Below are 20,633 nucleotides of genomic sequence, written 5' to 3'. Positions count from 1 at the left end.
TTACTTTTTAATTTTTTCATTTTCATCTATTTTTTCTTGTGTCTTTTCTTTTAAACTTTTTGAATTTTTAGAAGATTTTGCAAATAAAACTTTGATTATTTCCTCAAGTTTATTTATAACTTCATGTGTTCCAAATCCGACAAGAAACCCTATTCCAACTTGAAAAAAAATAGAGTTTATGCTTTCAAGTTTTAGCCCATTTAGCCCAATCAAACCTTGATTAAAAAGGCAAACAAGTATTACAGCTAAAATACCACCTTGAAAAGGTCTATAGATATACCAAAAAAGCCAAACTTGTACGTTAAATATTATATTAGGTCCTGATAATTCATCTTTTGAGTTTATTACTGATGGAGTATATGCTTCACCTAGTCTTTGGTATAATGCTCTTAAACAGTAAAATGAACCTCCAATTACTCCTGCGAAAAAAAAGTAAGAAAAATGAATTATTATATTTTCACTTGTAGGTTCACCAAAAATTTGAATTTTAAATCTGTCTAAAACTATTGTGAATAACCATAGTAAAGAAAATAACACCATAGTTAAATTGTAAAAAGCTATGAAAAAAATTAGAAAAACATCAAATTTATTATGTTTATTCATAATATATTTTTTTTTATTCAAATGTAGTGTTAATATTATGAATTAAATATTTTTTAATAGATATATTTGAAATTATCAAAACTCCCCAGAATAATTTTCTCCAAGCTTCAACCTAAGTTTCGTTTTAAAATCTCCAGAATATTTAAAAAAGGAAATCAAAACAATTTCATTTGGTGGAATAATAATAGTTTCATTGAAACCATGAAAACATCCATATTTTTCTGTTATTTTAATTGGTTTCCAGTCTCCACTTTTGTTTTTTGCTTCAAGAATTAATGGAGCAAAATATGGGAAAAATGCTATAGAATCCTTAGTGGTGTTTTGAATAATTACAGGATAAGCTATTTTACCAGAACTTCCAATAGTTTGTGTTGTGTCAATTTGAATTGATAATTTAGAATCTCTGTACCATTTATAGTGTTCACTTTTGTCACTATCTATGAAGTAATCATAGTATTTAGTTTTATAATTGTCAAGATAATTTTTTATCTCCATTTCTGAATCAATTTCCCGAGATTTAGGTGGCGGAGGAGGAGTAAATATAGATTTTACAATTTCATCGACATAAATAGTGTCTTTAATTTTTCCTATATATAGAATTTTAAAATTTTGATAGACTGTGTCTTTTAAATTAATCAGAGTTTCCTTTCTTGTTTGAAAAGTGTCTATAACGATTGGAAAGGTGTTTTTTGCTACTTCTTTAAAAATTGATTTTTCATTGCAAGAGATTAAAAAAAGTAATGAAAGCAATAAAGAAAATCTTTTCATAGGATTTTTATTTTTTGATTGAATAATTCTTTTTCATGTTTAAAATCAATCAAATTTCTTTCCGAAAATATGTCTAAAAAGACTTTTCAGTATTCTAAAACCCCTTTTCCATAGCCTAAAAAGATTTTTCGATATTTTAAAAAGAATAAACTTTAAAATAAAAAAAAATCCTATTATTTAATAATAGGATTTTTTTATGTAAAAAGATTAGTGGCTTTCTTTAGAAGCTAAAAACTCTTTATATTTTGCTTTAATTAATTGCTCTCTTTTAGCAATTGATTTCTTTTTGTATTGTTTTTTATTTCTTAGCTCTTGAAGAACTTTTGTGTTACGATATTTTCTTTTATATCTCTTTAAGGCTCTATCTATATTTTCACCTTCTTTTACGGGTATGATTAACATAGTTTATTATTTTATGATTATTAAATTGTTTTAATTTTTAAAATTCTAGTTAGGAGTCAAGAAATTATGATTCTTAAAAAGAATTATTTGGTTCGATTAAAAATCGAATTAAAAATGAAAAAGAAAATAGATGTAGTTTGGTATAAATAGAGGTGGGATATATTCATCCAATAACAATTGGAATACGACATACTTTCTTGTTCTTTTAATCAGAAGCCAAATCTACTACTTATTATACTTACTACAAATTATTTTAAGAAAATTCCTTCTTTTTTTATGATTTATAGGAGAATTTTGCTTAAGAAATACTTTTAGATAGAAGTAAATCAAGAAAAAAAGAATAAAATAATATTTTATATAGACTGAAAATAAATAGAAATTCACTTGAAAAAGAATAAATAAGTATTTTTTGTGGAAATTTAAGATTTGATTTATGGATAAATATTCAAATTTGAATTTTAATCTCTTAAAATTTTGAAAATTCTATGGAAATTTAGGAATTTGAGATTATTAATTATTTCTTAAAATTTAAAAGAAATAAGAATTCAATGAATATTTAGCTAGATAGTTAAATAATAAGGTTTTACGAGGGTTTTTCCGTATCTTTACATTGTTAAGATCATTAAAAACAACGAGTTATGGCAGTTCAAGCAATTTCAGACAACAGCATTTTTGAACGAATGCGACATCGAAATCTCATGAAACTGTCCATTCGTCAAAAAATAAAGTCCAAAAGATTTACTAAATATAGAAATTTATTGGATCAGTATCATGTAGAACTTCGTGATAAAGAATGTATTCATGCATACAAGAATAGAATACGAAAAGAATGTAAACAAAGAAAAATGAATAGTGTGTTACTATCCGTTTGTGTAATTTTGTTCGTTGCTTTTGCAGTATATTTTTTATTCTTAAAATAATGTCATAGTAAAAAAAGTTCTACACTTAAAGTAGGTTTCATTTTTTTATATTTCAAAAACTTACTTAATGAAATCATTCGTGTTATAAATATATAATGCGAATGATTTTAATTTTAAATCCATTCTAAATGATGCTTATATTATTGAAAAAAAGAAAATTTGGTATCAAAACTAGATTTTCTTTTTTTATTTTTGCACACTGAAAAAGAACAACATTAATTATAAGAAAAAGAGAAATCTAAAAATCATGAAAACGTACATTTTTTTAATTTTAGCTTTAATTTCTATCCAATTTACAAACGCACAATCTTCTTTTGTTGAGAAATGTATTGGAACTTGGGAAGGAACTATGATTGCGATGAAAGATGGAAAAGAAACCTATTCTGTTCCAGTTGTTTTAACTATTGAAAAAACAGAACAATCGGATACTTGGACTTGGAAAACGGAATTTATCTCCAAAACACATCCTGTTACAAAAGATTATAAATTGATTCTTAAAGATGAAACCAGAAATCTATATGTTTTTGATGAAAATAATGGAATTGAACTGAATTCTTATTTATTTGGAGAGAAACTTTATAGTGTTTTTGAAACTTCAGGTTTACTTTTGACTTCTAGCTATGAATTAGTAAATGATAAATTGATTTTTGAAGTAACTTCTGGAAAGAAATTGGAATCGATAAACGCTGATGTATCCAATTTTTCAGTGGATTATGTTCAAAAAGTTATTTTCGAAAAAAGTAAATAACTAAAGTTGTAAAAATAAATTGCAATTAACTAAATCTGAATTAGATATTTATCTTTTGAAATAAATCTATTTTAAAAAGGAAAACAAAATTAATTATATATGAAAAGAAAAATAGTAACTGTATTGCTTTTAGCAAGTACAACATTATTTTATGCGCAAAAATTTGAAAAGAAAATCATTCATGAAAAACCATTAATTGAAACATATCATGAAACTTATAAAGTAGAAGATAATTACCAATGGTTAGAAGATTTGAAAAATGAAGAAGTGATTAATTGGGTGAAAGAACAGAATAAAATTTCAAAAAGGTATTTGGAAAGTTGTTCTAAAAAAACAAATGCATTTAGAGTTATTGGAAAATATTCTGATACAGATTACGATTACAAAATTCCATACAAAAAAGGAAAATTCTATTTCAGTTATTTTGTTGAAAATCACTTAAAAGAAGCTTCTCTTTATTTTAAACCAAGTTTAAAAAATGATTATAAAAAAATTGTAGATCCAGCTTATATTGGAGGAGAAGGAAGAGTAAGAATTGAAGCTTATTACACTTCAAAAGATTCAAGATATTTGACCTATTTTTATTCTAGAGATGGTGGAGATTGGAGAGAAGCAAGAATTGTGGATTTAAAGCGAAATAAACACTTTGATGAAACATTAAAAGATATTAAGTTTTCGAATGCAATATTTGTTGGAGAAGGATTTTACTACAAAAAATTTCCAAGAAATTCCAAATTTGATGCAGATATAGCGCCTCAAATTTATTATCATAAAATAGGAACTCCACAATCGGAAGATCAATTAATTTTTGAAAGAAAAAATAAACCACACATTGAACTTTCAATTCAATCAGTAAAAAGTAAAAGATATTTAATTCTTTCTGAAAAAGATGAGCAAAAAGGAATTGCAAATCATTATTATTATGATTTTTCAGAAGAAGTTGCGAGAATTAGACCTTTAGCAAGAAATCTAAAAACAGAATTAGATGTTTTAGAAGAAAGAAAAGAAAAAGGAACTATCATTGCAAATATCTTTGATAAAGAAACAGAGAAAACAATTGTTGTTGAGATAAATCCGAAAGACCCAAGAAATTGGAAACAAATTATTCCTGCTTATGAAAATAGTCATTTGGTGCAAGCGAAAGTAGTTCCTTCTGGAGTTTTATGTGTTTTTAAAGAAAAACTAAAAACCATTATGACTTTTTATAATTTTGAAGGTGAAATTTTATATCGAGATGTACAACCAATTGCTGCAAATGTTGGTGGTTTTATGGAAGGAGAAACAGAAGATGATATTATTTATAAATTAAAATCGTATACAGTTCCAAATGTAATTTATGAATTTAATACAAAGACTTTTGAAAAAGAATTAAATCAAAAAACTGGTATAACTTTCAATGCAAAATCAATTCGATATAAAGAGCATTATATAATTTCAAGAGATGGAAAAGAAATTCCTGTGATTATGGTTTATGATGAAGAAAAAATGACACAAGGAAAACCAAATCCTACATTAATTGAAACTTATGGAGGTTTTGGATCGATTTCTTCGCCTTATTTTAAACCAGAAATAGTTCATTTTATTAAAAAAGGAGGAATTTATGTTTATGCATATGTTCGAGGAACAGGAGGTTTTGGAAATGAGTGGATTGAAGATGGGAAAGCTTTAAAAAAGCAAAATACGATTAATGATTTAATTGATGTTTCTGAATTTTTGATTAAAGAAAATTATACTTCTAATGAGAAATTAGCGATAAAAGGAGGTTCACATGGTGGATTTGTTGTTGCAGCAGCTGGAATTCAAAGACCAGATTTATATAAAGTAGTGATTCCTGAAGTTGCTCCATTAGATATGGTTCGTAAAGAGAAATTTACTGTTGGAAAATTAAATTCAGATGAATATGGAAGTGTAGAAACTTTAGAAGGATTTAATAATTTATATAAACTTTCGCCATATCATAATATTAAAGAAGATATTAATTATCCAGCAATGTTAGTTGTAACTTCTGATAATGATGAGAGAGTTCCACCTTTTCATTCGTATAAATTTGTTGCAAAACTTTTAAATAGAAAAGCACAAACAAATCCGATTTTATTAAAAGTTGAAAAGAATTCAGGACATTATGGAGGAACAAATAGTTATCGAGGCTTAAGAGAAAAAGCAGATATTTATGGGTTTATCATGAATACTTTAGAAATGAAATAAAAAAAAATCCCAACATTTCTGTTGGGATTTTTTAGTTTATATTTTAAAAATTATTGGATTAATAATTTTTTAGTGATTGTTGTATTTGAAGCTTTAAAATTCAAAATATACATTCCAGAGTTTAATGAATTATATGGTAATTCGATAGAAGTATCAGAAGAATCAATATTCCAAGATTGTACTTTTTGACCTAAAGAATTGAATAATTCTACATTTGAAATTTTATGAGATTCATTTTGAATGATAATTTCATTTGAGTTTTGATTAGCAAATACATTAAAATCATTATCAGAAATAATATCATCTACATTTAATCCAAAAGAAGTTGTTTTGATATAGAATCTATTTTTATGTTCACCAGCTCCAATATAAATTGAAGCAGGAGAGTTTAAATCATAATGAATATCTGCTTTTCTATCATAAAGATAAATAGGATAATCAATATTAACTTTCTCTTCAATATTAAAAGTTAAGTTTCCTGTAGCTTCCATTTTAGCTGTTAAAGGAACCACTGTATTTTCTGAAATAGAAGACACACCTGTAATAACATATTTTCTTTCATTATTTGGAAAATCCCAATAAATCTGTGTTGTATTAAGAGAAATATTTTCTGAATCATATCCATTTTCATGCCCTTCAGTTAATCCATCTTTAAATCCAACAGCAATTTGAGAATAAATTGTATTTCCAGATAAATCGTTAAAACTTAAACCTAGTTTTAATAAAGAAGTTTCATCTTCATTTTCAGAATTTCTAAAGAAAACTGAATTTGTTCCAGATTCATGTTCTGCTTTTCTTTGACCATTATTAAATTCAACATTTCCATCAGCAGTAGCAGTAACCATGAATCCTTGACCAACAGGAATATATTGCTTTGGAACTTTTACAAATGTAGAAGGTGTTCCTGTAAATTCAGCTAAAACAGTTGCAGAAACGCTAGTTAATAAGTTTAAAGTAGCATAACCAGCATCGTATTCTGTAATTCCATGTCCGCTTCCTCCAATGTGATCATAGAAATATAAAGTTCCATCAATTACAGCATTATTATCATTAATAAATTGATGCGCATCTAAAGCAGAAGGATAAGGATTTCCTAATAGAGTTTCATTTCCATTCGTAATTGCACTTGTGTAAGTTCCATTGTTTGGAGTTCCTTCAAATACATAGAATCTATCTTCACCACAACCTTTCATTGTATATCCTTCACCAATTCGAATAGCTCCATTTTTTCCTTTTGCTTCCCAATCTAAGTAAGCATTTCCATCAACATAACCAAATAACCAATATTCAGCAATACCAAATGGAGAAGTAGAACCATCATGTCCATCGATAAAATTAATATCAGAATAAGTAGTAATAGCATCAAATACACCAGTTGATTTTCCATCTTTCATTACTCCTTCAACATTATAAGTTGCACTTCCTGTAACATGAACAGGAGATGTAATGTAATTCATGTGATAGATAGAATTGGAAGTTATAAATCGATTAACTAAGATTTTTCCAGTTCCAATATTATAATTAGCTCCAGCATGAGTTTGGACTAATTGACCATGACCCACCAATCTGATTTCACCTTTTAAATTGATGTTTGTTGTTACTTCTAAGTTTACATTTGTATCAATTAATAAAATTGCATTTTCTTCAACAGTTAAAGTTTTTACAGTTGCATTTTGAGAAATTCTTGCAGTCATTCCATTTGGAATTAATAAATCTTTACATTTATCTTGATCTGATAAGAAAACACCATTTGCTGGAGCGTCAAAATCATTATTTCCAGAAGATCCAGTTGCTTGAACTAAATCTTTCTCATATCCAATTGTGAAAACTACATTATTCTTTAATGGAGGATTAGCTCCTTGAGAATTAATTGTAAAAGTTAAAGTTGAATTTGCTTGGTCATAAGAAGCAATATTGATAGGTAGTGTTGTGTCATAAATAATATCATCTGTTGTTCCATTTGATCTTAAAAGATATAATTGTTTACTACAATCTGTATCTCCGAAAGAAATTTCACTTTCAAAATTTGTAATTCTACTTGTATTAATTGTGATTTCTAACGAAGCATTAAATGGAAGATTACTTGTATTAACTTTCCAAGAATTTTCTAAAGTTCTAAAATTGCTTGAAGATTCATCTACAAAAGAAGTTGATTTTTCATATCTATTTGAACCAATCATAATGTAAGAACCGAATGGCGTTGGATTTACATTTGTAGCTTCAATAGACATTAAATATTTACTATTTGAAGTCAAATGAGACAAGTTTGCTGGAGTAGAAGTAAAATCTAAAACAGCTCCAACACCAACCATCTGATAATCATATCCATCATTATCACCAGAATATTCAGTTTTTGTTCCAACGTTATATTTTGCAGAGAAATGATTTTCAATTATTGTTTCTTCTAAACTGTTTAATTTTCTGTTATAAAAAACAACTTCGAAAATATTTCCTTTTAATAATTCTCCTAAATTCTTTAAGATAAATCCATTTCCAGGAGAAAGTGTAGTCGTTGATTCTGTTCCACCAACTTCTGATACAGAAAAAGTTAATGGCGCAAAAGGATTTCCTGCAACTGTACTTTCCATAGTAATTTTAAGAATTGTAGGTGTTGCAGCATCTAATTGACTCCCATGAGCTGTAGGAAATTCATTTCCCGTTCCAAAAGTGTTTTCATATCCAACAACATTATTTCCTCCATCATCCATTACATAATTCAATTTATAAGAAGTGGTACTGAAAATAGAAGATTTATTGCCATTTGATTCTGCTTGTAAAACAACATACATTTCACCTGTTACATATGCTGGATTTACAAAATCTAAAAATGTTCCAGAAGTTTCACTCAACAAATCATTACCATCAAAATAAACAGCAGATTGACCATTTTGTAAGTTGTGTTTTAGAGTTGGAGTAGCATCGGTATCTTCAGGTGAAAAAACAGCATTTGGATAAATTCCTTTGTTTTTCCAAATTGTTATTGGACTGTCTGCATCTAAAGTTTCATCAATGTCAATATTTAATAAATCATTTGCATCTAACCAAAGAATAACATCTCCTGTATTTTCTGTTGTGTTTCCAACTCCTCCAGGACCTTCATCATCACCTCCTGATTGTTCAACGGTGAATGTAGAAAAAAAACTACTGGTTGAATTTGTGTGTAATTCAAGATTTACATCTTTCTTTAGGGCACTGTTATGCGCAAGCAAACTGTAAATATTTCCTACCAAGAAAATAATTACCAGAATCGGGGCTTTTTTCATCTTATCTTATTTTTATTTTTTCGCAATTTAATAATTAATAGAGTAAATTTTAACAAAAAAAAATAATAAATAAAGATGATTGCAGTTTAAAATAATTGTAAATATAAAGTATTAATAATCAATTTGTTATGATTTGTTTCTGTGGTTTTTTTACCTTGAATTTTATAAAAAGAAGGCATTTTTTGTTTATAATATAACAAAAAAAGAGATTTAAAGAGGATAAATAACTTGTTTCCCAACTTTTCGTACAAACATTTTAAACATCTTTTTTCTATTTTCCGTACTTAAATATTCAACTATATCATTTTTAGAAGAATAAAATTTTTTTAAACACCAACTTTTAAAGATGTGCCGATAATTTTCTTTAGATTTTAAATATGCTAATCCGGTATATTTATAAATATGATGAAGTTTGTCTAATCTATCAAATTTGTGGTTGTTGTAAATGTTTTCATTTTCCACAATCGTATCCAAAATAAACTCTGGAGACCAATACCCTAAACCTGCCCTGGTTTTCCATTCGGGGTGAAACCAGTTTAAAAAATGAATTATTTCATTATATATTTCTGTATCAACGTATTTATCCTTTATAGTTTTGAGATCTGTGTTTGAAGAACAGAATTCAATGTAATCGATGTCATTTTCAAGTGAATGCATGGTTTTTAAGGTTTAATTGTTTGATAATGAATTGAATATAAAAATTAAGGGATTTGTACTATTTTGCACTACAACTAAATTAACTATTACTTAACTAAAAAAATATCAACATAGTCTTAAAAATTACTATCAAAATGTTAATTTAGCCTGCTTTTAATAATTTAAAAAAACACCCTTGAATGAAAAAAATATTACTTCATTTACTATGTATAGGAGGTATTTGTTCGCAAGCTATCGCACAAATGCCAGATGATTATTACGATGAGGCGCATGGGAAGTCAGGTAGTCAGCTAAAAAATGCTCTTTATAATATTATTAAAGATCATATTGAATTTCCTTATTCAGCTTCAACAACAGATACTTGGGATATTTTAAAAGAAACAGATAAAGATCCTAACAATTCTGAGAATGTTATCCTTATTTATTCAGGTCGTTCTGTTAATGGTGACCAGGAATATAATGGAGGGAGTGGATGGACAAGAGAGCATGTCTGGGCAAAATCTAGAGGTGATTTCGGAACTTCTCGTGGAGCGGGAACAGATGTTCATCATTTAAGACCTTTAGATCAAAGTGTAAACAGTACAAGAAGTAACAGAGCTTTTGATGATTGTGAAACTTGTTCTGAAGTGATTGATGGAACTTTTAATACAGGTTCTTTTACAGATGGTATCAACTGGACATTTGAACCAAGATCAGATGTGAAAGGAGATGTAGCTCGTATGATTTTTTATATGGCGACTAGATATGAAGGAGATGAAGGAGAACCTGATTTAGAATTAACACAATCTATTTTAGGGCAATCTAATAAAGAACCTTTTCATGGAACTTTAGATGCTTTATTAGATTGGCATCGAAATGATCCTGTAAACGAATGGGAGAGAGATCGTAATGATGTTATTTTTAACTACCAAGAAAATAGAAATCCATATATTGATTTTCCAGAATTAGTTGAACATATTTGGGGAAATAAAATTGGAGATACTTGGTTAAATCCATTATCAAATGAAGAATTTGAATTAGAGAATTTTGCTATCTATCCTAATCCAGCTTCAAATGTATTATACATTGATAATGTAGACAAAGCAACTTCTATTGAATTAATTGATTTAGCAGGAAGAAGAATTTTAAGCCAAGAATTAAAATTAGGAAAAAACATTATTTCTTTACCTAAAGAAAAAGGAATGTATGTGTTAAATATCAAAACTAAAAATTCAAACATCTCTAGAAAAATCATAAAGATGTAATAGAATTTCAAAAGAATAAACATAAAAAAACCAGAGAATTTTCTCTGGTTTTTTATTTGTATATATTCTAATTCTTATAAATGAATTACTTCATCATAAGCATCTGCTACAGCTTCCATAACTGCTTCACTCATTGTTGGGTGAGGGTGAACAGCTTTTAATACTTCATGTCCAGTAGTTTCTAATTTTCTACCTAAAACAGCTTCCGCAATCATATCTGTTACTCCAGCTCCAATCATATGACATCCTAACCATTCTCCGTATTTTGCATCAAAGATAACTTTTACGAATCCGTCAGGAGTTCCAGCAGCTTTTGCTTTTCCTGAAGCAGAGAATGGGAATTTTCCAACTTTTAATTCATATCCAGCTTCTTTTGCTTGTTTTTCTGTCATACCAACAGAAGCAATTTCTGGAGTAGCATATGTACAACCTGGAATGTTTCCGTAATCGATAGATTCTGTTTCGATTCCAGCAATACGTTCTACACAAGTGATTCCTTCTGCTGAAGCAACGTGTGCTAAAGCTGGTCCAGGAACAACATCTCCGATTGCATAATATCCTGGCATGTTTGTTTTGTAAGAAGAATCAACTAAAATCTTATCTCTATCCGTTACGATTCCAACTTCTTCTAATCCGATTCCTTCTAAATTTGATTTAATTCCAACTGCTGAAAGAACGATATCTGCTTCTAAAGTAACTTCACCTTTCTTTGTTTTTACAGTTGCAACAACTCCTTCACCAGAAGTATCCACAGATTCTACAGAAGAATTTGTCATTACTTTGATACCAGATTTTTTCATAGATCTTTCGAATTGTTTAGAAACATCTTGATCTTCTAAAGGAACTAAGTTTGGTAAGAATTCTACAATAGTAACTTCCGTTCCCATTGAGTTGTAGAAATGAGCAAACTCAACTCCAATTGCTCCAGAACCAACAACAATCATTTTCTTTGGTTGCTCTGGTAATGTCATTGCTTGTCTATATCCAATAACTTTCTTTCCGTCTTGTGGTAAGTTTGGTAACTCACGTGAGCGAGCTCCAGTAGCGATGATGATGTGATCAGCAGAATATTCAGTAACTGTTCCGTCAGCAGCAGTAACATCTACTTTTTTCCCTGGTTTGATTTTACCAAATCCATCAATTACATCAATTTTATTTTTTTTCATTAAGAACTGAACACCTTTGCTCATTCCTTCAGCAACACCTCTACTACGGTTGATTACTGCTTGGAAATCTTTATCAATTGCTTCAGCTTTTAATCCGTAATCATCTACATGTTTTAAATAGTCATATACTTGAGCACTTTTTAATAATGCTTTTGTAGGAATACATCCCCAATTTAGGCAGATTCCTCCTAAATTTTCTTTTTCAACAACTGCAACTTTGAATCCAAGTTGTGATGCTCTAATTGCAGTCACATATCCACCAGGACCACTTCCTATAATGATAACGTCGTATTTCATATTTTAATTTTTAATAAAATGTTGTTTTTGATGAATTTTCATTTTAAGTTTTCAATCCTATAAATTTAAAAAACCTAAAATTATTCATCGCACAAATTTAATTAAAATGTATGGAAAAGGAAGTAAAGATTGTAAAAAAGATAAGGAAGTTTTGAATACTTGTTTTTAGAAATTATAGATGCATAAAATAGGAAATTTTAAATTTTTTAGTTAAAAAGATATTTAATTCATATTATTGTTGAAAAATTAACCTTTAAAAAAAATAATATGAAAAAAAAGTATTTGACAAAAATTGTACTATTAATTTCCTTTTTATTTATGATTTCTTGTAATGAAGAAGATGATACTACTGAAAATAATCAACAACAAGAAGAACTAGGTCAAACATTTTGTGATTTTGATCCGAATAATCTTATGGCAAGTTTCGATTGGGTTAATGATCTTATCAATGAAGATGTAGTAGAAGTTGGGTTATATACGGTCAATAAAGAAATGTTTAATGGAGAAGTGAAAGATTTTTATTATGTAATTATTAAACAATACACTGATTTTGTATCAGATGGAAATGAAACTTTTAATGTAGTTGCAAATAAAATTTATGATTGTTCTGGAAATGTTGTAGAATTTTTAAATTATATAGAAGGAGATGAGTTTTACCAGAATCCTCAAAGATTCTGTTATACACCAGAAACTGGAGGCGGAAATTTATGTATCCCGTATGAATTAGATTTAATAGGGAATTTTTATTCCAATCATTTTGATTTTTCTACACCAATTGAAGAAATTCCATGGTTAAATGCTAAAAAAAATGAGCTAGAAAATTCTGGGAATAATGGAATGATTACTTTGTTCAACGGTTATGGAGATACTTATTATGTTATTAATGATTGTTTGGAATGTACAACTTTTCGTAGATTTAAAATTTACAATTATAAAGGACAATTAGCAGGATATTTTGGAAGTAATAATTTTAATTCTTCTGTAGATGCATATAACTCTTATTTAGTTAATACTCGAGGTATTTTAGGAGAGAAATTGTATTATAATATCATAAATACAAATGATTGTGAGCAAGAAATTGAGCAATATATTGGAAAAAAATATAAATATCATGGTCAAACAATATATTATGACAATCAAGAAGATATTAAAGTACACTTTGATTGTGGAGGTAATATTATAAATGTAATGAGTGTTATAAATGGAATTAATAGTCCATTTCCAGATTGGGATGAAGAAGCTATTTTGTTAGAGGAAGAATAATTAAAATTTTAAAAAAAGAATAAATATGAAAAAAATGAATTTTGCAAAAATCGTACTATTAATTTCCTTTTTATTTATGATTTCTTGTAATGAAGAGGATGATACCACAGAAAATAATCAAGAACAAGAAGAACAAATAATTCAGCAACTTCCTATTACTGTTTGTGACTATGATCCAAACGACTTATTAGGTAGTTTTGATTGGTTAGAAGAATTAATTGATGATGATGTTGTTGAAATTACTTTGCGAAAAGCAGAAAAAGAATGGAATGGTGAAATTAAAAAATTTTATTATGTTGTTGTATCTAAAAATGTAGAAAAAGTAGATTCTGATGGAAATGTTTATCATATTGTTGGACATGAACTATATACTTGTTCAGGAGAAAAGGACTCTTATTTTTATTTTTTTGATATAAGTGATTATCGTTCTTGGAAATACTATACTTCCCCTGAAGAAGGACCGGGAAAGATTTATTTACCAAATCAATTAATTACAATTGAAACTATTTATTCAAATCCTTCAAATCAATTAGACGTTTCCAAACCAATTGAAGAAATTCCTTGGTTAAATGCAAAAAAAAATGAATTAGAAAATTCAGATAAAAATACAATGATAAGAATATTCACATTTGCTGGATATAAATATTACATGATTAATGAATGCCTTGAGTGTGCACAATTAAGGAGATTTAAAGTGTATAATTTCAAAGGAGAATATGCTGGAACTTTTGGAAATAATAATTATGTAGCTAGTACAGATGCTTTTAATTCAGTATTAGTCAATATGCGAGGAGAATTAGGAGATAAATTATTTTATAATATTATAAATACAACAGATTGTGAAGTTGATGAAAGTTTACTAGGAGATTTTTATAAATATCATGGACAAACTATTAGAAAGAATAAAGTATTTGATGGTACAGCTTATTACAATTGCGATGGAGAAGGTATTAGTATAACTGCAATGTTTAATGTAAATGATCCATTTCCAGATTGGGATGAAGAAGCTATTTTATTGGAATAATAATAAAATAACCTTTCATTAAAATAAAGTTTTTAGAAATTAATTAAATCTTTATTTTTGTCCAAAATCTTAATAATTTGATTAAAAAAAATATGAAAAAAATTACGTTTACTAATCTATTTTTAATAATAGCTTTAGTTTTTATTACTTCATGTAGTAAAGATGATGATTCCTCATCTAATAACCAACAACCTGAGGAGCCAACTGGAACTCAAATTTGTGATTATGATGTGAATAATATTGAAGGAAGTTTTGCTTGGGTCAATGATTTAATCGATGAAAATGTAGTGGATATTACTTTTCATAAGGAATCAAGGGAAGTTGAAAATGGATTTATTCAAGAGCATTTTTATGTGTTTATCAATAAATACATGAATCATACTATTGATGGTGAAACATTTAGATTTATCACATCAATTCCTTACGATTGTGCCGGAAATGCTTTAAATATTGAAATGGAAGAATTTGTTGATTTTGAATTATTAAATTCTTCATTGGATTTAAATGGAAATAAATTTGGAAGAATTCCAATTACTTTCCAAAAAATGGCAACATTGTATTCTAATTATTTTGATTTTTCAACACCATTGGAAGATATTTCTTGGTTAAATGATAAAAAAACAGAATTAGAAAATTTAGGAACAAATGTTATTATTCGTAAGATTGAAGTTTCAGGTTACACTTATTTTCTAATTAATGAATGCTTAGAATGTACAACCTTAAAAAGGTTTAAAGTTTATACTGCATCTGGAGAATTAGCTGGTTATTTTGGAAGAAATGAAGCTGTTTCTTCTCCAAAATTATTTGAAATTAAATCTTTAAATGGAATTTTAGGAGATAAATTATTATATGAAATTGTAAATCCAAACAACTGTAACGAAAATTTAGAAGGAACATACTATATTTATCATGGACAGTTTTTGAATTATACAGATGAAAATTCAAATAGAATCTTTGTAAATTGTGATAATCAATATTTTGCGACAAAAACACTTAGTGGAGATCCTTTCCCAGATTGGACTGACGAAGCAGAATTAGTTGAAATAACAAACGAAGAAGAAGAATAAAATAAAAAAACCTGTACATTTTTGTGCAGGTTTTTTTAAAAACATAATTTAACAATTAAATCAAAACAGCGAACTTTTTTTAAAAAAAAAGTTCAAAAAATAGACTTTTCTTTTTCAACATTTCTTCCCATTTACTAAATTTATCTTTCCCCGTAAATTTAGATTTGAATCAAAAATATTGTCTTTTTCTTTTTTCTTCACAGCAAAGATATTACCTTACATCGCCAAATAATGACGTATATAAAAAAAGAAAATGAACTACGAAATTGCCAATCGTTTTCGATTGATTATGGAATGTTTAATACACGGAAATTTTCCATCTAAAACTGCTTTAATTGATTTTTTAGAAGACAAAGAAATTTATATTTCTGAAAGAACTTTAGAAAGAGATTTAAGAGCTTTAAAAACTAATTTTGGAATCGATTATCAGTACAATAGACAAGAAAAAGGATATTATATTGAAGAAGAAATTAATTCTAAACAACAAATTAGTAGCTTATTTCATTATTTAGAAATGGCTTCTTCTGCACAATTTTTTACCAAAAGTATTAATGAAACTAGTAAAACTTTAAATTATATTGATTTTGATAAACAACATCAATTTAAAGGTTTGGAACATTTACCCATGATAATTGAAGCAATTCAAAATCAGAAAACAATTGTTTTTACACATCATAATTTTAAAACTAAAAAAAACACAAAATACACGATTTCACCAATTAAATTAAAAGCATATCAAAACCGTTGGTATGTTATTGGTTTGCCATTAAAAAAGACGGAAATACGAATTTTTGGAATTGATAGGATTTCGGATTTACAAATAGGAAATAAGAAAAAAATCAATTTACAGAAATATGAAAATCAATTAGATTTATTTAATCATATTGTAGGTTTAGATCGACAAAATAAAAAGATAGAATTGATTGAAGTTGCTTTTTCAAAAATTCAATTAGAATATTTAAAAAGTTTGCCTTTACATGCTTCTCAAAAAATTACAGAACGAACTTTTGGAGACCGAATTATTGTAGAGTTTGTGCTTGCAATTAATTATGAATTTAAAATGCAATTAGCGCAATATGGAGTAAATGCGGTTGTTTTAAAACCTAAGCATTTAAGAGAATCTATGATCAAAGGATTACAAGAAACTTTAAAGAATTACGAAGAAGAGGTCTGAATTTTCAGCCTTTTCTTTTTGAATTTAATATTCATAATCAACATTCCAATGATGATGAAAATTCCACTAACGTAATGATAAGAATATAATTTTTCATCGAAGAAAATTCCTAAAAATGCTGCAAAAAGTGGAATGAAATTCATGAAAATCCCTGCTTGATCTGCACCTTTGATTTGAATTCCTTTATTCCAAAGAAAATATGCCAAAGCAGTTCCAACACTACCAATTCCTATAGCAGCAATCCAAAAATTGAAATCGTGATTTCCAACATTGCTAACTTCATAAAAAGGTAAAACGGCGGAAAAACTAATCATACAAACAAGATTTGTCAAAAAAGTAAAATTGGTATTCGTAAAATCTACAGAATATATTTTAACCCAAATATTATAAAAAGCAAAAACGATACAAGAAATCAAAATATATAAATCACTTTTGCTAAAATGCACCATACTAATATTTAAAATATTTCCTTTTAAAACTAAATAGACAACACCAAAAAAAGCAAGAATTACACCAACGATATGCTGCGGTTTTAGACAAGTTTTTAAGATTAAAAAAGAAAGTAAAAGTGTGATTGCAGGATTTAAGCTAATTATTAAAGAAGCACTTACAGCAGAACCATTTATTAAGCCGAGAAAAAAGAAAAAATTAAAACCAAAAAGTCCAATAATACCAATAAGTAAAATTCCTAAAAAACGTTTTTTAACTAAAGCAAAAGGAGGGAAGCTCTTTATAGAAATTAATAAAAGTGTGATTACTCCAAAGAAATAACGCCAAAATCCAGCTTCCACAAAATTGACTTGTTTTAGCATGATTTTAGCTAAATAATAATTTAATCCCCAAAAAAATGCTGCAATAATTAAAAATAAATATGCTTTCATAATGAATTGTTGGTTTGTCTATTTCTAAATTAATAAATTAGTATTAAATTAGATACCTTTAGAATTCTTAAGGTTTTAATAAAAAATAATAGTTAAAATATTTGTTTGTAATAGTAATACTATTATATTTGCGAATAAGGAATATAAAAAGATGAAAGATTTATTTTCAAATATTCAGATTAAGGTAAATGAAAACATTTACTTAAAAAACCCTGAATCAAGTGATTTAGGAAAAAAAATCATATTTGGAAGTATTGAGATGATTGATGATATTGGTTTTGAAGCTTTTACATTTAGAAAATTAGCTTGTTCCATTTCTTCAACAGAAGCTTCTATTTATCGATACTTTGAAAGTAAGCATAAGCTATTATTATATTTGACAGCTTGGTATTGGGCTTGGATGGAATATAAATTAGTTTTTAGCTTAATTAATATTATTTCTCCAGAAGAAAGATTAAAAAGAGCTGTAACAATTGTTACAGAGCCTATTGAAGAAGATAGTAACTTTTTACATATTAATGAGGTTAAACTTAATCACATTGTAATTTCTGAATCATCAAAAGCATATTTAACAAAAGAGGTAGACTCTGAAAATAAAGAAGGTTTTTTCTCTGGTTATGAGAGTATGGTGATGCGAATAAGTAAAGTAATTCAAGAAATCAATCCTGATTATCCAAATGCGAATATGCTTGTTTCTACAGTAATTGAAGGAGCTCATCATCAATATTATTTTACAGAACATTTGCCGAAACTTACTACAATTTCGGAAGATAGAAACTGTATAACTAATTTTTATATTGATTTAGTTTTTAAAGTTATTCAAAAATAAATAAATATCATGGCTGATTATATCACGCAAACAAGTGAAACGCAAGCGGCGATTACACCACAAGCTGCTTTAGATATGTTAAAAGAAGGAAACGCACGTTTTCTTGATAAAAAAAGAATTGAAAGAAATTATTTAGAACAAGTTGCTGTTACTGCAACACAACAAAGTCCATTTGCTGCAATTTTAAGTTGTATTGATTCAAGAGTTCCTGCAGAAATCGTTTTTGATCAAGGAATTGGAGATATTTTCAGTGCAAGAGTAGCAGGAAATTTCATTAACACAGATATATTAGGTTCTATCGAATATGCATGTAAAGTTGCAGGATCAAAAGCAGTAGTTGTTTTAGGACACTCTGGATGTGGAGCTGTAAAAGGAGCATGTGATCATGTTGAACTTGGAAATATTACTCCAATGTTGGATAATTTAATGCCAGCTGTTGATGCTGTTGAAGAAACAGGAGATAGAAGTTCAAATAATGCTGATTTTGTTCAACGTGTGGTAGAGAAAAATGTTCACTTAAATATTCAAGGAATTTTAGAAAGAAGTGAAGTTTTAAAAGAAATGTATGACAACAATGAAATTACTATTGTAGGAGCAGTATATGATGTTGCTTCTGGGAAAGTAAGTTTCTTATAATAAAGTAATGAAGATAAAAGAATAAGCTATTTTCTTCAATAGTCTTTTATCAAATTCATTACCTGAAGAATAGTTGCGTAGTTGGAAAGATTATTTATTGATGCGAATGCAGTATTGATGAAACGCTATTTTTTGTATTTAACATCAATGAATCTTAAATACTATAAGATTGTTCACAATTTAATTTTTAAATATATTTTTATATTTAAGGTTTTTACAAGGTTTGAAAAAAGGTCACTAAAATTAGTGACCTTTTTATTTTTATATGTATTTATTTCTAAAGATAATTTTTCATTCTTTCGTCGATAAATTGCTGTGCAGCACCATCCATTAAGTGAATCATATCTAAAATATCTCTGAACTTTTGTTCTTCTTCTAATTGTTCTGTTACAAACCATTGTAGAAAAACTTCCGTTCCAATATCACCAACTCTACGACACTCTTTCACTAAATTGTAAATTTTTTGTGTCACAGAAATTTCCATGTCTAAAGCTGTTTCAACAACATCTTTAATTGATTCAAATTCATGATTAATATTTGATACTTCTGGTGAAAAAGAAGCGCCACCATTATCTAATATATATTTGAAAATTTTCATCATGTGTTCACGTTCTTCTAGTGCGTTTTTGTAGAAAAATTCAGTCGATTGTAAATAACCATTTTGATCACACCAAGAAGCCATTGCTAAATATGCAGAAGAAGCATGTTGTTCCGCGAATATTTGCTCATTCAACAATTCCATAATATCAGTATGGATGCTTGTTTTTTGTCTTATTATATTTTTCATAATCAATACTTTAGTGTATTAAATATAAAAATATCTAAGGAAGTTATTTATAATATTTTATTAATCTTTAATAATTTATAGATAGATTAATTATAAATAAAATGATTACGATAACACTAAGCTTTCAGTTTCAAATAATTGGAAAGTATTTTGAACTAACTTTTGTAAGTCTAAAATTTGTGGAACATCTAAAATCATAATATGTTTTCTGTTGCATAAAGTCAAGATTTCCAAATTTCTTTTTTGAATTACTAATTCTAAATATCTTGGAGAACTAATTCTATTGATTTTATGTTTTAAATGTAAAAATTGGTGAAAAGTTAAAGAAACAACTTTGTGTCCAAAGTCGATGTAAAAAAGTTCTTTTTCAACATCTTGATAAGAACTAAAAAATGATGAGTTATGTAGTATTTCCATGTTCATTACGGAGCAAAAATAATCTTTATTAAGATTTATTCCAAATAAAAAACAAATGAATTTTGTTAACATTCCTTATTTTTTTGTGATATTTTGAATTTTATGAAAATAAATGTGAGATATTAAATAATTTATTAAAAAAGGTGAATGGATTTGTGTAATGTTGAATAGTTGAATTTTAAACTAACTTAATTAACATGATTGAATAATTCATTTAAATTTTTTTTAAATGGATAATTCAAAAAAATATGATTTAGATTTAAGATCTTACATATTTAGATA

At 27.3% G+C, this 20,633-nt stretch carries 18 protein-coding genes; 9 read left to right on the top strand and 9 right to left on the bottom strand.

The window, feature by feature from the left end; translation table 11 throughout:
- The 3 genes from I1A51_RS11630 to rpsU form a co-directional block, all read right to left on the bottom strand.
- Nucleotides 1-603 carry a hypothetical protein gene (locus tag I1A51_RS11630; protein ID WP_196894086.1) on the bottom strand — a complete coding sequence of 201 codons (603 nt, stop codon included), beginning with the start codon at nucleotides 601-603 and terminating at the stop codon, nucleotides 1-3.
- Nucleotides 604-678: 75 nt separating this feature from the next.
- Nucleotides 679-1,371, bottom strand: a complete 693-nt coding sequence (locus I1A51_RS11625; protein WP_196894084.1) for a hypothetical protein — start codon at nucleotides 1,369-1,371, stop codon at nucleotides 679-681.
- Between the two features lie 207 nt (nucleotides 1,372-1,578).
- Nucleotides 1,579-1,773 carry a 30S ribosomal protein S21 gene (rpsU, locus tag I1A51_RS11620; protein WP_196894081.1) on the bottom strand — a complete coding sequence of 65 codons (195 nt, stop codon included), beginning with the start codon at nucleotides 1,771-1,773 and terminating at the stop codon, nucleotides 1,579-1,581.
- Nucleotides 1,774-2,940: 1,167 nt separating this feature from the next.
- Between rpsU and I1A51_RS11615 the strand changes: the two genes are divergently transcribed.
- Nucleotides 2,941-3,441, top strand: a complete 501-nt coding sequence (locus I1A51_RS11615) for a hypothetical protein (RefSeq protein ID WP_196894079.1) — start codon at nucleotides 2,941-2,943, stop codon at nucleotides 3,439-3,441.
- A 99-nt stretch (nucleotides 3,442-3,540) separates the two neighbouring features.
- Nucleotides 3,541-5,646: a prolyl oligopeptidase family serine peptidase gene (locus I1A51_RS11610; protein WP_196894077.1), complete on the top strand. Its 2,106-nt coding sequence runs from the start codon at nucleotides 3,541-3,543 to the stop codon at nucleotides 5,644-5,646.
- Between the two features lie 50 nt (nucleotides 5,647-5,696).
- Here the strand turns inward: I1A51_RS11610 and I1A51_RS11605 are convergent, their stop codons facing one another.
- The gene (locus I1A51_RS11605; RefSeq protein ID WP_196894075.1) at nucleotides 5,697-8,909 is read right to left on the bottom strand and encodes a T9SS type A sorting domain-containing protein; all 3,213 of its coding nucleotides are present in this window, start codon (nucleotides 8,907-8,909) and stop codon (nucleotides 5,697-5,699) included.
- Between the two features lie 210 nt (nucleotides 8,910-9,119).
- The gene (locus I1A51_RS11600) at nucleotides 9,120-9,566 is read right to left on the bottom strand and encodes a hypothetical protein (protein ID WP_196894073.1); all 447 of its coding nucleotides are present in this window, start codon (nucleotides 9,564-9,566) and stop codon (nucleotides 9,120-9,122) included.
- Nucleotides 9,567-9,745: 179 nt separating this feature from the next.
- On the opposite strand from I1A51_RS11600, the gene I1A51_RS11595 reads away from it, so the two are divergent.
- Nucleotides 9,746-10,810, top strand: coding sequence for an endonuclease I family protein (locus I1A51_RS11595; RefSeq protein WP_196894071.1), 1,065 nt, complete (start codon nucleotides 9,746-9,748; stop codon nucleotides 10,808-10,810).
- 74 nt (nucleotides 10,811-10,884) lie between these two features.
- Here I1A51_RS11595 and lpdA read toward each other — a convergent pair whose 3' ends face one another.
- Nucleotides 10,885-12,273: a dihydrolipoyl dehydrogenase gene (gene lpdA / locus I1A51_RS11590; protein ID WP_196894070.1), complete on the bottom strand. Its 1,389-nt coding sequence runs from the start codon at nucleotides 12,271-12,273 to the stop codon at nucleotides 10,885-10,887.
- Nucleotides 12,274-12,540: 267 nt separating this feature from the next.
- On the opposite strand from lpdA, the gene I1A51_RS11585 reads away from it, so the two are divergent.
- From I1A51_RS11585 to I1A51_RS11570, 4 genes are all read left to right on the top strand, one after another.
- On the top strand, nucleotides 12,541-13,536 hold the full coding sequence (locus I1A51_RS11585; RefSeq protein ID WP_196894069.1) for a hypothetical protein: 996 nt from the start codon (nucleotides 12,541-12,543) through the stop codon (nucleotides 13,534-13,536).
- Between the two features lie 25 nt (nucleotides 13,537-13,561).
- Entirely contained in the window at nucleotides 13,562-14,560 is a 999-nt protein-coding gene (locus I1A51_RS11580) for a hypothetical protein (protein WP_196894068.1), read from the top strand.
- 92 nt (nucleotides 14,561-14,652) lie between these two features.
- On the top strand, nucleotides 14,653-15,627 hold the full coding sequence (locus tag I1A51_RS11575) for a hypothetical protein (RefSeq protein WP_196894067.1): 975 nt from the start codon (nucleotides 14,653-14,655) through the stop codon (nucleotides 15,625-15,627).
- Nucleotides 15,628-15,880: 253 nt separating this feature from the next.
- Entirely contained in the window at nucleotides 15,881-16,801 is a 921-nt protein-coding gene (locus I1A51_RS11570; RefSeq protein WP_196894066.1) for a helix-turn-helix transcriptional regulator, read from the top strand.
- Here I1A51_RS11570 and I1A51_RS11565 read toward each other — a convergent pair.
- Nucleotides 16,783-17,682: a DMT family transporter gene (locus tag I1A51_RS11565; protein WP_196894065.1), complete on the bottom strand. Its 900-nt coding sequence runs from the start codon at nucleotides 17,680-17,682 to the stop codon at nucleotides 16,783-16,785. The genes I1A51_RS11570 and I1A51_RS11565 overlap by 19 nt on opposite strands.
- Before the next feature lie 151 nt (nucleotides 17,683-17,833).
- Here I1A51_RS11565 and I1A51_RS11560 point away from each other — a divergent pair, with 151 nt between their 5' ends.
- Together I1A51_RS11560 and I1A51_RS11555 are read left to right on the top strand one after the other, a co-directional pair.
- The gene (locus tag I1A51_RS11560) at nucleotides 17,834-18,511 is read left to right on the top strand and encodes a TetR/AcrR family transcriptional regulator (RefSeq protein ID WP_196894064.1); all 678 of its coding nucleotides are present in this window, start codon (nucleotides 17,834-17,836) and stop codon (nucleotides 18,509-18,511) included.
- A 9-nt stretch (nucleotides 18,512-18,520) separates the two neighbouring features.
- Nucleotides 18,521-19,147, top strand: coding sequence for a carbonic anhydrase family protein (locus tag I1A51_RS11555; protein WP_196894062.1), 627 nt, complete (start codon nucleotides 18,521-18,523; stop codon nucleotides 19,145-19,147).
- A 277-nt stretch (nucleotides 19,148-19,424) separates the two neighbouring features.
- Here the strand turns inward: I1A51_RS11555 and I1A51_RS11550 are convergent, their stop codons facing one another.
- Both I1A51_RS11550 and I1A51_RS11545 read right to left on the bottom strand, forming a co-directional pair.
- The gene (locus I1A51_RS11550; RefSeq protein ID WP_196894060.1) at nucleotides 19,425-19,934 is read right to left on the bottom strand and encodes a ferritin; all 510 of its coding nucleotides are present in this window, start codon (nucleotides 19,932-19,934) and stop codon (nucleotides 19,425-19,427) included.
- Between the two features lie 105 nt (nucleotides 19,935-20,039).
- On the bottom strand, nucleotides 20,040-20,351 hold the full coding sequence (locus I1A51_RS11545; protein WP_196894058.1) for a hypothetical protein: 312 nt from the start codon (nucleotides 20,349-20,351) through the stop codon (nucleotides 20,040-20,042).
- Nucleotides 20,352-20,633: the final 282 nt, after the last annotated feature.

It is taken from the genome of Aureivirga marina, from assembly GCF_015767265.1.
Classification (GTDB): Bacteria; Bacteroidota; Bacteroidia; order Flavobacteriales; family Flavobacteriaceae; genus Aureivirga; species Aureivirga marina.
Note: the sequence above shows the minus strand (reverse complement) of the source record. Positions and strands in the feature narration are given on the sequence as shown.